Source organism: Methylicorpusculum oleiharenae (assembly GCF_009828925.2).
Classification (GTDB): Bacteria; Pseudomonadota; Gammaproteobacteria; order Methylococcales; family Methylomonadaceae; genus Methylicorpusculum; species Methylicorpusculum oleiharenae.
Genome location: NZ_WUTY02000001.1, coordinates 2626325 through 2640021 on the forward strand (window position 1 = coordinate 2626325; position 13697 = coordinate 2640021).

Annotated in this window: 12 protein-coding genes; 8 read left to right on the plus strand and 4 right to left on the minus strand. The window is 47.8% G+C overall.

The genetic code is table 11. The features are described from left to right. The first annotated feature begins 63 nt into the window (after positions 1-63). Positions 64-267 (plus strand): site-specific integrase, encoded by a 204-nt coding sequence (locus GO003_RS11890; RefSeq protein ID WP_231088961.1) that lies wholly within the window; start codon positions 64-66, stop codon positions 265-267. 205 nt (positions 268-472) lie between these two features. Here the strand turns inward: GO003_RS11890 and GO003_RS11895 are convergent. Both GO003_RS11895 and GO003_RS11900 read right to left on the minus strand, forming a co-directional pair. Further along, positions 473-1950 (minus strand): IS3 family transposase gene (locus tag GO003_RS11895; RefSeq protein WP_407942119.1). Its coding sequence is split into 2 segments (ribosomal slippage): positions 473-1539 and positions 1539-1950, totalling 1479 coding nucleotides; the frame shifts between segments, so codons are not numbered across the junction. Between the two features lie 513 nt (positions 1951-2463). After that, positions 2464-3573, minus strand: a complete 1110-nt coding sequence (locus GO003_RS11900; RefSeq protein WP_159654695.1) for a YagK/YfjJ domain-containing protein — start codon at positions 3571-3573, stop codon at positions 2464-2466. 846 nt (positions 3574-4419) lie between these two features. On the opposite strand from GO003_RS11900, the gene GO003_RS11905 reads away from it, so the two are divergent. From GO003_RS11905 to GO003_RS11915, 3 genes are read left to right on the plus strand one after another with little or no spacing between them, the layout of a single operon-like run. Next, positions 4420-4671, plus strand: coding sequence for a type II toxin-antitoxin system Phd/YefM family antitoxin (locus GO003_RS11905; protein WP_159654697.1), 252 nt, complete (start codon positions 4420-4422; stop codon positions 4669-4671). Next, on the plus strand, positions 4661-5119 hold the full coding sequence (locus GO003_RS11910) for a putative toxin-antitoxin system toxin component, PIN family (protein ID WP_159654699.1): 459 nt from the start codon (positions 4661-4663) through the stop codon (positions 5117-5119). Before GO003_RS11905 ends, GO003_RS11910 begins: the two co-directional genes overlap by 11 nt. A gap of 54 nt (positions 5120-5173) precedes the next feature. Then, complete coding sequence (locus GO003_RS11915) at positions 5174-6970, plus strand: GmrSD restriction endonuclease domain-containing protein (RefSeq protein ID WP_159654701.1); 1797 nt, start codon at positions 5174-5176, stop codon at positions 6968-6970. A 254-nt stretch (positions 6971-7224) separates the two neighbouring features. Here GO003_RS11915 and GO003_RS11920 read toward each other — a convergent pair whose 3' ends face one another. After that, a complete protein-coding gene (locus GO003_RS11920) occupies positions 7225-9078 on the minus strand; it encodes a hypothetical protein (RefSeq protein WP_159654703.1) in 1854 nt (617 codons plus the stop codon). Between the two features lie 642 nt (positions 9079-9720). Between GO003_RS11920 and GO003_RS11925 the strand changes: the two genes are divergently transcribed. From GO003_RS11925 to GO003_RS11940, 4 genes are all read left to right on the plus strand, one after another. After that, the gene (locus GO003_RS11925) at positions 9721-10290 is read left to right on the plus strand and encodes a hypothetical protein (protein ID WP_159654705.1); all 570 of its coding nucleotides are present in this window, start codon (positions 9721-9723) and stop codon (positions 10288-10290) included. 69 nt (positions 10291-10359) lie between these two features. Next, a protein-coding gene (locus GO003_RS11930; RefSeq protein WP_407942120.1) for an IS3 family transposase occupies positions 10360-11837 on the plus strand; the annotation gives its coding sequence in 2 pieces (ribosomal slippage) (positions 10360-10803 and positions 10806-11837; 1476 coding nt in all). 56 nt (positions 11838-11893) lie between these two features. Next, a complete protein-coding gene (locus tag GO003_RS11935; protein ID WP_159658492.1) occupies positions 11894-12418 on the plus strand; it encodes a site-specific integrase in 525 nt (174 codons plus the stop codon). A gap of 11 nt (positions 12419-12429) precedes the next feature. Then, on the plus strand, positions 12430-13278 hold the full coding sequence (locus tag GO003_RS11940) for a DUF6387 family protein (RefSeq protein ID WP_159658491.1): 849 nt from the start codon (positions 12430-12432) through the stop codon (positions 13276-13278). Between the two features lie 95 nt (positions 13279-13373). Here GO003_RS11940 and tnpB read toward each other — a convergent pair whose 3' ends face one another. Further along, positions 13374-13580, minus strand: a complete 207-nt coding sequence (gene tnpB / locus GO003_RS11945) for an IS66 family insertion sequence element accessory protein TnpB (RefSeq protein WP_331001637.1) — start codon at positions 13578-13580, stop codon at positions 13374-13376. Positions 13581-13697: the final 117 nt, after the last annotated feature.

Sequence of the window (13697 nt, forward strand, 5' to 3'; positions counted from 1 at the left end):
ATAGTCAGGAAGGGTAGATAGTGTCGACTATGTCTTGAACGACATAGAAGGCACACGACAGCTATGCATCTGCTACAGTCTGGCGTGGCGTTTAACGTGATTGCCTTATGGCTGGGACATGAAAGCACCACCACTACCCATCGGTATGTAGAGGCCGACTTGGCGATGAAGAACAAGGCCTTGGCCAGACTTCAGTCGCCAGGGGAGCCAAGCTACCGTTACCAACCGGATGATGATGCACTGTTGCAGTTTCTTCAAGCACTATAATTATGTAAAGCACGCTGTCAGTCATCTCTGACAATGCGCGGGTTGCCAGTCGAAATAGATCACTTCTATACATAGTTGGGTACTATACATAGGGGTCGGTTGCGGACCCTCAAACCCTACGAAATCAACCCGGCTCCGGAATGTGTCAATGACATTGAGACACCAAGTTGTTTTATTTAGTGTCTAACTGTTGTGTATTTATGGGTCAAGTTTCTCCCTTGGTGTTGGTAGGCGGATTGATCCAAACGGTGCGGGGTAACTTGGGCGGCAAGGGACACTGTCCTTTGAATCGCTTTGGATTGGCGAGGAAGGCAATCTCCAGGGTTTTTGCGCGTGCTTGGTATACCGTAGCTGCTTGGTCGAAGTGGACGGTGGTCGGGGTCATGTAACCGATGCCCGAGTGGCAATGGGACTGGTTGTACCACAGGAAGAAGCGTTGGCAATGGCTGCGGGCATCTTCAAGGCATCCGAAGCGAGCGGGGAAATCAGGCCTATATTTCAGGGTTTTGAACTGGGCCTCGGAATAGGGATTGTCATCTGAGACATAAGGCCGGCTATGGGTCTTGGTGACCTCCAGATCGACCAGCAAGGCGGCCACCGGCTTGCTGCGCATGCTGGTACCGCGGTCGGCATGCAGCGTCAGCGTATGCGGCGGGATGTTGTGCTTGGCCACTGTTTCGGCGATCAGCTGCTCGGCCAGTTCGGCGGTTTCCCGCGGAGCGACCATCCAGCCGACCACATAGCGGCTGAAAATATCCAGGATCACATACAGGTGGAAACAGGTCCATTTGGCCGGGCCTTTGAGTTTCGTGATATCCCAGCTCCAGACTTGATTGGGCGCGGTGGCCAGGAGTTCCGGTTTGGTATAGACCGGGTGTATCCGTTGGCGCCTGCGCTCCGCTGACAGGCCATCCGCCTCCAGGGCGCGGTACAAGGTGCGCACCGAGCCGATGTAGCGCCCCTCGTCCAGCAGGGTGGCATAGACAAAATACGGCGAGCAGTCGGCAAAGCGTTCACTGTTAAGCACCGCCAGCAATTGCTGCCGCTCATGGGGCGAGAAAGCCAGCGGGACGGACGGACGGGGTACCCGCTTTACCGGCACGGGCACCAGGAGGCGCCGGCGGGCATCCTCGCGATAGACCGAACTGCGGTTCAAATTCAGGGCCGCGCAAGCCGGCGCCAGACCGACCTCCGGGGCCAACTGGTTAAGGGCTTGCATCAGCAGGACTCGCTCGGCGTCTCGTCCGTCGGCAGACCGAACAAGACGCAAAGTTTTTTTTGGACATCAATAATGGCATTGGCCTGAGCCAGTCTGCGGCGCAGACGCTCATTTTCCTGGGTAAGTTGATGCACACGACGATCCTCGGCCTGAGCCGGGTCGGCCTTGCGCCCACGTTTTTGCGGCGCCAACGCGGCGCGCTCATCGGCAGCACGCTGCCTACGCCAAGTGGACAGATGGGAGGAGTAAATCCCTTCTTTGCGCAATAAAGCGCCAATCTCACCCAGCTGGGTACAGCGATCAGCGGCCTCCAGGATGCGGCGCTTGTCGCTGCTGGTAAATTGTCGGCGCTGGGCGGTGGCAACCACCTCTGGGTCGGGCCGCGCGCCGGAGGTCGCGTTTTCAGCCGCCCTACGGGCGTCTTCCAACGCGACCTCCGGCGCAGTTACTTGTGGTGATTCCATGGTCTCTACTTTTGATTTGCTCATGATTCTGGCCTACCTTTATACTCTAATTTCCGAGGGGTAGGTGTCTCAGGTCATATTGGCACAGGGGGCTCGAAGAAGTTTTGACTTATGATTTTAAATGTCAACTTGCCGGATGATTTATCGTAAAGAATCAATTCCGCCTTCAGTCAACAGCTAAAATATCATTTCTTTTAATGGCATGATGACGGAGTATATAAGCGGATAGAAGCCTCGTGAAACGCAAACGATTTACAAATCGTTACAGAACACTGTCGTTTTTTTGGTTGCTGTCCATGACCACCTGTTTTAAACCTGTCCAGGCAAAGTGTAGTGCTCATTTTAATTTGACGCCAATCTCAAGCGGAAGCCCAAGTAGAGAACTATGCATCGCAGATAGATGCGTTGGCTTGTAACTGAAGAAACAGACAATGCAACGGCTTAAGGCCGGGTACATTGTCGGTTATGCCGTAAGCTGGCAGTCAAGTAAGCCTATCGGAGTATCGGAGTTGTTTAAATGTTCAACATGTTATCGAATGATCGTGGTCGCCCTCTATTTTGAATTCTAGGTTTAGGCATTTCCTTACGGCCAAAGGTCCTGCCGTTATCTTGTACTAAGGCCCTGGCGATGTGGTCAACCTTGGTAAGGTACTTCGCAGCACTTTTCAAGGCATCGATCAGATGATGGTCGTAGTAATTGATCATGCCGATGGCGAGGGATTCGTACTGGTTTTTACAAGCATTGCAGTTGTAATAAACCCCTCGGTTCTGTGTTAGCTTTTTCCAATATTCACCGATAAGCATGACCAATGTTTCATCTTCTCGGACCTGTGAACCATCGCAAAAGAAGAGGAAATGGTAATGCCAGCCTTTATCCGGACCACATTCAAGTTTCCATGCATACCCCACCACATTTTCAAACAGTTTATTGGAATCCATATTATCAAGGAACCGCTTGAGATCCTGTTTGGCTTCAAAGTATCGTGTATTCCAGTCTTGTTCTATCCAAACGGTATCCCACTGATAACCCAGATCAACCCGCAACACCAGGAGTCGAGCGTAGCGGTTAAACAAGGCATCTATATATGCCAGCAACCGTTCATACGCATTCCATGATGCATGATTGGCATTGTAGATCAGAGTTTTAAAACCCCGACTACCCATCTCTTGTCTGACTTGATACATGAAATCGTCTATGCCTGTCGCCATATCGACGAAGTTGTTGTATGTCTGATCGGTGTTATATACACCGCTCTGGATATTCAAGGCTTCGTGACGTCGTACCTTTTCGATCAAACCGGCAGTATCGGCATGTTTAGCAAAGATATTGAGATAGGGGTTAAACGTGTACAGGGGATAGTAACGGGCTACCTGTTCCATGCAGTTAGCCAGGGTGACGATCACTGCACGGGCAAGCAGTGACGTAGTGGTGTGTTTGCTACCGTCTTCAGCTGCCGTGACACTAAACAAGCAGTCGTCTTTTAACTGCTGGATGATCGGCATGAGGTTCTTGATGTGATCCAAGGCAAGGGTCGGCTGCTGCTGATGTTCCTGACACAGGATGCTGTGGATGATGTTGCTGAGGGTGTAGTCGTGTTGTTGTTGGATTGCGGTTGTGTTCATAACGGCCTCGTTGATTGAAGTGATTTAAAAACATCGATGGCGTTTATGCAGTAACGGATGCCGTAATAGTATGGAGAGCACTACTTACGACAGGCAGTTCATGGTCAGGCAATGGCGATAGGATTGGGATGCGTATGTGATGGTTTATTTGAAGTAAACCATCACAGGACCCTAAGCACCTGTAAGAAGTGGATTAGGGGTAGTAGCGAGGGATGGCATGAGTAGGTGTAGGAGAATTATGTATTAATAATATTAATATCATAAACTCCAAAAGTACCCTGCCATATAAAACACTTGGCATCCAGGATCATCGGTAACGATTGACGCTGGACACCTAGTAAAAACAAACCTGAAGATTTATACCAAGTTAGTGCACAACTCCAATTGATACCCCGTTGCCGATAAAATTTTATTGATAACCAATATCAGATGGGAGCCGATTAGCACGACATTGACGACATTAAAATCCGGATTTCGATAAAAAAGCCCTCCAAAAGAAGCGTTTTTTTGGTTTTTTGGGCAAATAATGTCGTCAATGTCGTGGCATCATCCAGGAGATATCCGCACAGGCAAAATTGCTTTTTGATTCTTGCAACACGTCATCAAAATGCTCAAAGCCGATAGCGGGATAGTTTCCGCTATTAGCAAAATGACTGTAGAGAGCGAGCGCCTAGAAGCCCTCGAGCAACCCAAAGCGCTGCTCTTAACGAACGAAGAAATCGCTTCTGCACTAGGCTTTCAGCAATCAGCTTCAAAGTTGACGGAACTTCCCGAAGCTTAAGTTGACCAAATCGAACGATTTGGACTAAATTAGCCAGAACAGACCGTCATACTCAGGAGGCTACCATGCAAACCTTTACCGCCAACGAAGCTAAAACCCGCTTTGGCGAATTCCTCGACATCGCTCAACGCGAACCGGTTCGGGTAACGCGTCATGACCGGGTGGTCGGGGTGATGGTCAGTGCCGAAGACTATGAAGCTATGCGGACCTATTATGCCGACCGCTTGCGCAAAACCATGGACGAAACTGCCGAAGCAGCAGAAAAAGCCGGCATGACACCGGACATCCTCGAACAGTTACTGGCGGATGAAAGCTGAAGGTGCAGGTCTAATCGCGGTCATCGACACCAATGTTTGGATCAGCGGTTTTCTGAGTAAAGCTGGCGCACCGGCGTTTTTGACCCGACAGGTGGTTAGCTATGGTCGACCGGTTTTCACGTTAGCTACTTTTGCCGAATTACAGGAACGCTTATGGCGCCCCAAGTTTGATCGTTACCTGAGCCTGGAACACCGCAAACAACTGTTACGTGACATTGACGCTGCCGCCTTTTGGGCCAACGTACCACCGGAAATCGAGCAGAAAACTTTTTCGCGTGATCCCGACGATGACAAGTTTATCCACGCTGCTTTAGCCACTAACGCACCTTGGCTGGTTACCGGTGATCAGGATTTATTGGTTCTGGCAAACGCTTTACAATCGCTGGGCGTAAAGATTCTGTCGCCCGCCGATGCATTGCAATTACCGAACTTTCAAATCGAACCCTAGCAAAATCAAACGTACTTAATGACGCTCAATCTTTCCATTAAACGGAGTTAATAAATGTCTACCCAGCGATACTCGGTCACTCCGCATCCCATTGAAACACTGCTGACCTGGGTGAAGTCTGGCGAGATTGCGATACCCGAGATTCAACGACCGTTCGTTTGGGAAGCGACCAAGGTGCGCAACCTGCTCGATTCGCTGTACCAGGGTTATCCGGTGGGTTATCTGATTGCCTGGCGCAACCCAAATGTCAAACTGAAGGATGGCACAACATCAACCGGTAAGCGCATTCTGATCGACGGCCAACAACGCGTAACGGCCTTAATGGCGTCTTTGCTGGGTGTGGAAGTGTTGAATGAAGATTACGAGACGGTGCAGATTCGCATCGCCTTCAATCCACAAGAAGAATCCTTCGAAGTTGCAAATCCGGCTATCCGGAAAAATGTTGCTTGGTTGCCTGATGTCGCCAGCGTCTTCAATCCAGCCACCAGCGTTTTTCAATTGGTCAGTGACTATTGCCAAGCGAATCAGAGTTGCTCTCAAGACAAGATATTCAAAGTCATCGAGAAGCTACGCGGCATCATTCACAACCATGTCGGCATCATCGAACTGGCCGAAGATTTGGATATCGATACAGTGACCGAAATATTTATTCGGGTCAATTCCGCAGGTTCACCCTTATCTCAAGCTGATTTTGCCATGTCGAAAATTGCAGTGAATGAAACCTATGGCGGCAACTTGCTGCGTAAGGCCATTGATTATTTCTGCCACCTGGCCGTTGCGCCTGACTTTATCAGTAAGATTAAGAAAAATGACCTGGCTTTTGTCGGTTCCGATTTCTTTGACAAGATGAAATGGATTGCCGACGTCAATGATGACATTTACGACCCGACCTACACCGACATGTTGCGGGTGGCGTTTACCTCCGAATTTGGCAGGGGTAAGTTACAAGACTTGGTGGCTTTGCTTTCCGGCAGGAATTTCGAGACGAAGCAATTTGAAGATGCCATTGCGGAAGACTCCTTTGCCCGTTTGAAGAATGGAATTTTAGCTTTCGTCAACAAAACCCATTTTGACCGTATCACCATGATCTTGCGTTCTGCCGGATTTATTACCAGCGGTTTGATCGGTGGTCGTAACGCCGTCAATTTTGCCTACATTATTTATCTACGGGGCCGCGCCGAAAAGGTGCCGCCCGCTGAATTAGAAAGTCTGGTCAGACGCTGGTTTGTAATGTCGATGCTGCGCGGACGCTATAGCGGATCACCGGAATCGACCTTTGATTTCGACATCCGGCAAATTAGCAGTCGCGGCTTGGTGAATTATGTGGAGTCTGTCATTCCGAATGAATTACCCGATAGCTTTTGGACTGGGATGTTGCCGCAGTTTATGGATACGTCATCCATCAACAGCCCTTACTTCTTGTGCTACCAAGCTGCACAAGTCAAATTAGGGGACAAAGGCTTTCTGTCGCGAGATATCACGGTAACGGATTTATTGCTTAACAGAGCTGACATACATCATGTTTATCCGCGCCAGCACTTAAAGGGCATGGGCTTATCACGGGGCACCTACAACCAAATTGCCAATTATGTTGTCGCGCAAAGTGAGATTAATATTGCGATAGGCTCTAAAGCACCGGCAGTATATTTTGCCGAACTAGGAGAGCAGTGTAATGGTGGTGCTAAGAAATATGGTGGTATCACTACAAAAGACGATCTTGCCGCCAACTTAGTTACGAACTGCATCCCGGTTTCGATGTTGGAAGGTGAGATACCTGATTTCAATGTCTTTCTGGAGGAACGACGTAAGCTGATGGCTTTGAAAATCAAAACTTGGTTTGAAACGTTATAATGACCGAAGCCACAACCTGAGCAGCATAAAGCGGTCCCGCGCTGGCTGATGTGTCGCTGAAAATAGCAGGGGCTGCGCGAGTATCCAACTTGCTGGGCAAGCGGGAATCCTTCCTGGACTTTCTAGTAATCCATTACGTCAGTGCGTATGAAGAAAAGTAAGACGCCACCAAACTGGCGCCACTGCGGCAATTGAAATAGGGTTCAACACACGATGCAGTGGACCAGCTGGGAGCAGCGGTCTGATGAAATTCGTCAAATATCAGCGGGTTTCAGCGCTATCCGTACGGTTAAGTCAGGCCTATTCAAGTCGCTACTGTGAGCGTATTTTTTGTGTTTTCTGACCTCTAATTCCGGCATTTTGCTCTGAGCTTTAGCGAGTTTCTGATGCGGCAAAGATGCATCCTGATCCAGGTGCGAATTTGCCTCATCACGATCAAGCTCTACAACTGTGACGGACAATTGCTCTTTTGGCTGCTCCGGCACCATCTCATTGAGCCTTGTTTCAGCCATTGACGAATGACTCGTCTCAAAAAAATTGTCCTGCATTTCGATTTTTTTAGCGGTGGTGATTCGCCATTTGCAATTGGAGCCACGTTTGCCGAGAGAGGTACAGTCAATTCCAAACTTTCGAAGAACCGGTGCGGCTCTTTTAAGATCGCTGCCAAATTTCTTTGGGGTAATTGACGGTTGCTTCAATCTTTCATCTATATAGGGTTTGATCTCATCAAGCCAATCGATCGCAGCCATTTCCTTGGTTGAGTTTGGATTATCAATTGCCCAAAAGTGAATCAAGTTGGCAGTCTTGTTTTCTTCTAGCGAAGCAAATATTTGTTCCGTAGCTAATAAGTTTAATTGGGCTTCGAACTCATTGGTATTGTTATAAATAATCATGCTGAGCTTCATGCCAATCTCAGCAATCTCATGCATATCCAAATAGTTACATATTGGAATGTCCTGAGTAGGATGAAAATTAGCAACGTATTTTGTAAGTATGAGCAATTCCAGGCGCGCGTCATCAATGTATTTCTCGCCAATTGCGATATTGTGCATCTTATCTGTCTGAGGTTTCAACTCAATAGTCAGACTTTTAGTCAGTAATCTTTCATTTGTTACAATAGACGTATCGGAATTCAATAGAATTGGGCGATTAACAAAAAAATCGCCAAGAGACTTAGCATTTCCGATAGGAGTTGTAATTCTGGCTCCCTTCGCTGTCATTATTTCGGCCATACGAATCTGAACCTCGTCTGGTAGTATTTCTACGTTGTCATAACTTAAGACATGGCCCTCCATGGTTTGTCGTTCAAGCTCTGCGATTGACCGTGGGGCTTTATTTGTCAGTTGGATATTAGGGTCAATTATTTTTCTTAAAATTTCTTGTGCCGTTGTCTTACCCGATTTTGACTCCCCGGTCAATTCCAGTAATGTATAGCTTTGTCCAATAATAGATTGAATCAACCATGATAAAACAAGTAAAAAACACTCCTCGGGAAGTTTCAGTTGTTTGCAGATAAGGTCAATTAAATAATTGAACCCAGGGCTTGATTGATAATTATAGTATAGAGGTTTGTTTAAATAGTCCGGATGGGGAGCTGGAATGTTAACCATGCCCTCTGGGAAATAAGCCTTACAAGGAAGGAAACCGCTCCTAATTGTGAAATAGTTATTGTTGGAAAAAAAATAAGCAATACCGCCCCCAACGAGGTGAGCAATTCTAATGTGCAGAATGCGTTCTGCTTCGGTGTCTTGGATCCATAATGTTGGGTTTCCAGAAATTATTGAGCAAGCAATCTTGATTTCTTTTTCGGTGATTTGCCGCATTGAGCCTGAGTATGCAGCCGCTTTAATTAGTTCAATAAGCTGTATATTGTCCCAAAATAAAATTCTATAATAAAATGTAACGTACTTAGTTCCTAACACACTTTTTCTTAACTGTATCATTCCTTCGTTTAATTCAGGATTGCTCAGGTATTTGTGCAAGAGGTCAATGTTACTCTCTGACTTTGTTTTTTTGGATGTTGAATTTTGCGGAATAGGTGCAGGGTTTATATATACTTGTTGGGGAAGCGAATAATCTGGGTTTTGTGGATACGATGGGTAGTTCATAAAATGACAATCCTTCAGAATAAAGTTATGAAGAATCAAATTTGGCTAGAGCTCCTAGTCAGTAATGCTGATGGTTTTGACTAGAGTGCTTTAAATAGCCAAGCTGATTCGAACCTTGTTGACTCGGACTCATCGTAAATTGAAAACGCAGTAAATCTCGAGGAAGAAAACTTATATTTTTCTAGCAGCATGATTGCCAGCTATCTGAAAATTATAATGTGGTGGGATGGTTAAATCTGATCAGAGACAATGCGATTGGCATGAAGAAGGATGGTTCATGTGTTTTCAATCGGCTGGATATATCAATTGGAACAACCGAATGCGAAACCATAGCAAAGCTAGCATTTCGGTAGCTTTACTATGGCGATTTTTTGACGATTTTAATGTAGGTTCAGTTAGGCTTTATTAGGTTTGCGAACGAAAAGCCAGGTACTAAGTTATTGAAAAAAAAGGAAATAAAAAACAACGAAGGCACTTTTAATGCGATGGTCGTGCGTTCGAATCGCACACGACCCACCATCATAACACTTTGAAATAAAAAAGTTTTCAAGGATTTGAAAGCTTTAGTAACTGTGTACTAAAACCACCGACTACAGTGATAACTACAGTAGTTATGTTTTAACCTCATTCTGAGGAACACAGATGCTTAACTTTCATATCATCAAAGTTGATCTCAAAAACGGCGAAACCCGTTATCGTACCATTCTTACCAAATCTGGTAAGGGAATCAAAACAAAAACTTTTCGACGTAAACAAGATGCCCGTACTTGGGGTACTCGTTCTGTTCATGAGTATCAAGAACACGAAGCTCAAGGCGTCCGCCCTTGTGTAATCCCTTTTGTTCGCCTTTCTGATGAATACATGACTTGGTGGTCTGGCAAAGATCACGATCGTGCCCGACTCGTACAGTGGTGGAGCGTTCAACTTGGTAAAACCGTTCTGACCGAAATCACTCCCGACCTTATCCGCTCCAAGCTGAAATGTAAGCGATTACTCGCCCCTGCCACATACAATAAACACCTCGCAGTTCTCTCGTCAATTTTGGACTTCGCTACCCGTCAGCAGGAAGATGACTCCATTTTGGATCAGTATATCGACGAAAATCCCTGCAAAAAAGTCCGCTCACTTACCGTCAACAATAAGGTCGTTCGATTTTTATCCGATCAAGAAAAGATTCGCCTAATCCGAGCCCCCTGTGTCAATATGACCTGAGACACCTACCCCTCGGAAATTAGAGTATAAAGGTAGGCCAGAATTATGAGCAAATCAAAAGCAGAGACCATGGAATCACCACAAGTAACTGCGCCGGAGGTCGCGTTGGAAGACGCCCGTAGGGCGGCTGAAAACGCGACCTCCGGCGCGCGGCCCGACCCAGAGGTGGTTGCCACCGCCCAGCGCCGACAATTTACCAGCAGCGACAAGCGCCGTATCCTGGAGGCCGCTGATCGCTGTACCCAACTGGGTGAGATTGGCGCTTTATTGCGCAAAGAAGGGATTTATTCCTCCCATCTGTCCACTTGGCGTAGGCAGCGTGCTGCCGATGAGCGCGCCGCGTTGGCGCCGCAAAAACGTGGGCGTAAGGCCGACCCTGCGCAGGCCGAGGATCGTCGTGTGCACCAACTTACCCAGGAAAATGAGCGTCTGCGCCGCAGACTGGCTCAGGCCAATGCCATTATTGATGTCCAAAAAAAACTTTGCGTCTTGTTCGGTCTGTCGACGGACGAGACGCCGAGCGAGTCCAGCTGATGCAAGCCCTTAACCAGTTAGCCCCGGAGGTCGGCCTGGCGGCGGCTTGTGCGGCCCTGAATTTGAACCGCAGTTCGGTCTATCGCGAGGATGCCCGTCGGCGCCTCTTGGTGCCTGTGCCGGTAACGCGGGTGCCTCGTCCGTCCGCCCCGTTGGCTTTCTCGACCAGTGAGCGCCAGCAACTGCTGGCGGTGCTTAACAGCGAACGCTTCGCCGATTGCTCGCCGTATTTTGTCTATGCCACCCTGCTGGACGAGGGGCGCTACATCGGCTCGGTGCGCACCTTGTACCGCGCCCTGGAGGCGGACGGCCTGTCGGCGGAGCGCAGGCGCCAACGGATGCACCCGGTCTATACCAAGCCGGAACTCCTGGCCACCGCGCCCAATCAAGTCTGGAGCTGGGATATCACGAAACTCAAAGGCCCGGCCAAATGGACCTGTTTCCACCTGTATGTGATCCTGGATATTTTCAGCCGCTATGTGGTCGGCTGGATGGTCGCTCCGCGGGAAACCGCCGAACTGGCCGAGCACCTCATCGCCGAAACAGTGGTCAAGCACAACATCCCGCCGCATACGCTGACGCTGCATGCCGACCGCGGTACCAGCATGCGCAGCAAGCCGGTGGCCGCCTTGTTGGTTGATCTGGAGGTCACCAAGACCCATAGCCGGCCTTATGTCTCTGATGACAATCCCTATTCCGAGGCCCAGTTCAAAACCCTGAAATATCGGCCTGATTTCCCCATCCGCTTCGGATGCCTTGAAGATGCCCGCAGCCATTGCCAACGCTTCTTCGCGTGGTACAACCAGTTCCATTGCCACTCGGGCATCGGTTACATGACCCCGGCCACCGTCCATTTCGACCAAGCGGCTACGGTATACCAAGCCCGCGCAAAAACCCTGGAGATTGCCTTCCTCGCCAATCCAAAGCGATTCAAAGGAAAGTGCCCTTTACCACCCAGCTTGCCTAACGCCGTTTGGATTAATCCGCCTATTAACACAAAGGGAGAAACTTGACCCATAAATACACAACAGTTAGACACTAAATAAAACAACTGGGTGTCTCAAAGTCATTGACACATTCCGGAGCAGCCCAAGAAATTGGCGGCAAATTTTATCTTAAAGTGCTAATGGCATTGACTACCGGCATGCGTAAAGGCGAATTAGAGCAATTACGATGGACCGACATAGACTTTGATCGTGGCTTGGCTATATTACACGACACCAAAAATGGCTCCCCAAGACACAGCCCAATACCGACGATCACCCTGGATGAACTCAAAGAATGTCGTGAACTTGGTGGCAATCTTCTGTTTCCTTCGGAAATCAACCCTGACAAACCAATGGATTATCGTAAACAATGGGCTAATTGCTTAAAAGCAGCGAATATCAAAAATTTCCGCTGGCACGACCTTCGTCATGATACTGCATCAACCTTGGCGCGCGATGGTCGTACGCTGAAGGAAATTGCGGAAATTTTAGGACATAAAAGCCTGATCAGCGCTGACCGCTATGCACATCTATGCACCGAGCATAAAAATACTATTTTAAATGAAACTATGAATAAGGCTTTGCACTTAGACATTGGGCATAGTTGATAGGTTTTACTATGGTTAATGATTATTGTTTTAGCTGGTTTAATGTAGATAATTACGACAGATATGCTTCTATGTCTCTTGAGGATTGGCATTGGCAACTTCAAATTAGGACAATAATGCACGATCTAATTAAATACGCGCCTGGTTTGAAATTTTGTTTTGAAGAAAATTTGATAAATGGAATAAAGAGTGGTTTTGTGGAGAGAGGATCATATCGCTGTCTAAGCTTTTCCGAGGCATTTACGCAACGTGACGCGAAACTTAGTGAGTCTAGCGTGGAAAGCATTACTTCCTTGCAATTATGGAAGATATTTAAACGCGAATTTGTTGACAATGAGCTAGTAGAGGCATGTAAGCACGGGGAAAGCTTCTGGCATAAAGGGGACTGTAATAGAGAACTTGCTAAGTTAGCAAATAGGCCGCATGCAATAAATAGGCGAGAGCTCTTAAAGCGTCGCAAGTATAGTCAATTCGAAATCTCAGTTGATCTAAATGCGCCTGATAAAGTTTTGATAAAGGATTTCCGCCTTTGGTTGGAGTCGATGCGAAAGACTATTAAGCCCAAAGATAGATACACATCTAAAGTAACAGAAATTGACACAGAGGAATTGAAAAATTGGGTCAAATTTAAATGCATTCCTTATCTAGATTTAAAATTTATGTGGCTTTATGGTGGTAATGATGAGGATGATTTTAAAGGTCAAATGATTCAAAACCTGTTGTTTCCTGATGATCCAATGAACGGCTACGATCCTTGTGATCGTGCTAGAAAATCGACTAAAGATTGGGCCAACCGAATTATAGAAACAAATGTGGCGCAAATTATAGAGCGGCAATTGCGCAGTTCGACGACAAAGTAGGAACTTTTGTCACGGACGACAAAAAGATAAACAGTCTCAGGCATGATCAGACGCACTATCATCATGACGAGGCCACCTTGTGTGTCAGTTCGAAGTCATCGTAAACACCGCCTCAAACTGCCCTGATGTAAACGACGCTTAAACAACCACGCGCCATTGCCGTCCCACAGAAACTGTCGCAATCGGTTGCCGGCCCGGTTACGGAAGATAAACACCGATCCGGCACAGGGCGAGTAACCCAGACTCTGCTGCACAATGGCCGACAAGCCATCCAGACCAAGCCGCATGTCCACCGGCGCCACCGCCAACTAAATCCGTGCCGGATACTCGATCAAGCCAGACATCGCAACAACTCCGCTACCCAGCCGGCCGGACAAAATTCAAGTTGATGGCCTTGAGCGTGTTTAAAGACGATCAGG

Bases quoted from the DNA above. Each gene is read 5' to 3' on its own strand.
- GO003_RS11900 (WP_159654695.1), bottom strand. From the start codon at position 3,573: ATGAACACAACCGCAATCCAACAACAACACGACTACACCCTCAGCAAC.
- GO003_RS11920 (WP_159654703.1), bottom strand. From the start codon at position 9,078: ATGAACTACCCATCGTATCCACAAAACCCAGATTATTCGCTTCCCCAA.
- GO003_RS11905 (WP_159654697.1), top strand. From the start codon at position 4,420: ATGCAAACCTTTACCGCCAACGAAGCTAAAACCCGCTTTGGCGAATTC.
- GO003_RS11940 (WP_159658491.1), top strand. From the start codon at position 12,430: ATGGTTAATGATTATTGTTTTAGCTGGTTTAATGTAGATAATTACGAC.
- GO003_RS11925 (WP_159654705.1), top strand. From the start codon at position 9,721: ATGCTTAACTTTCATATCATCAAAGTTGATCTCAAAAACGGCGAAACC.
- GO003_RS11890 (WP_231088961.1), top strand. From the start codon at position 64: ATGCATCTGCTACAGTCTGGCGTGGCGTTTAACGTGATTGCCTTATGG.
- GO003_RS11915 (WP_159654701.1), top strand. From the start codon at position 5,174: ATGTCTACCCAGCGATACTCGGTCACTCCGCATCCCATTGAAACACTG.
- GO003_RS11910 (WP_159654699.1), top strand. From the start codon at position 4,661: ATGAAAGCTGAAGGTGCAGGTCTAATCGCGGTCATCGACACCAATGTT.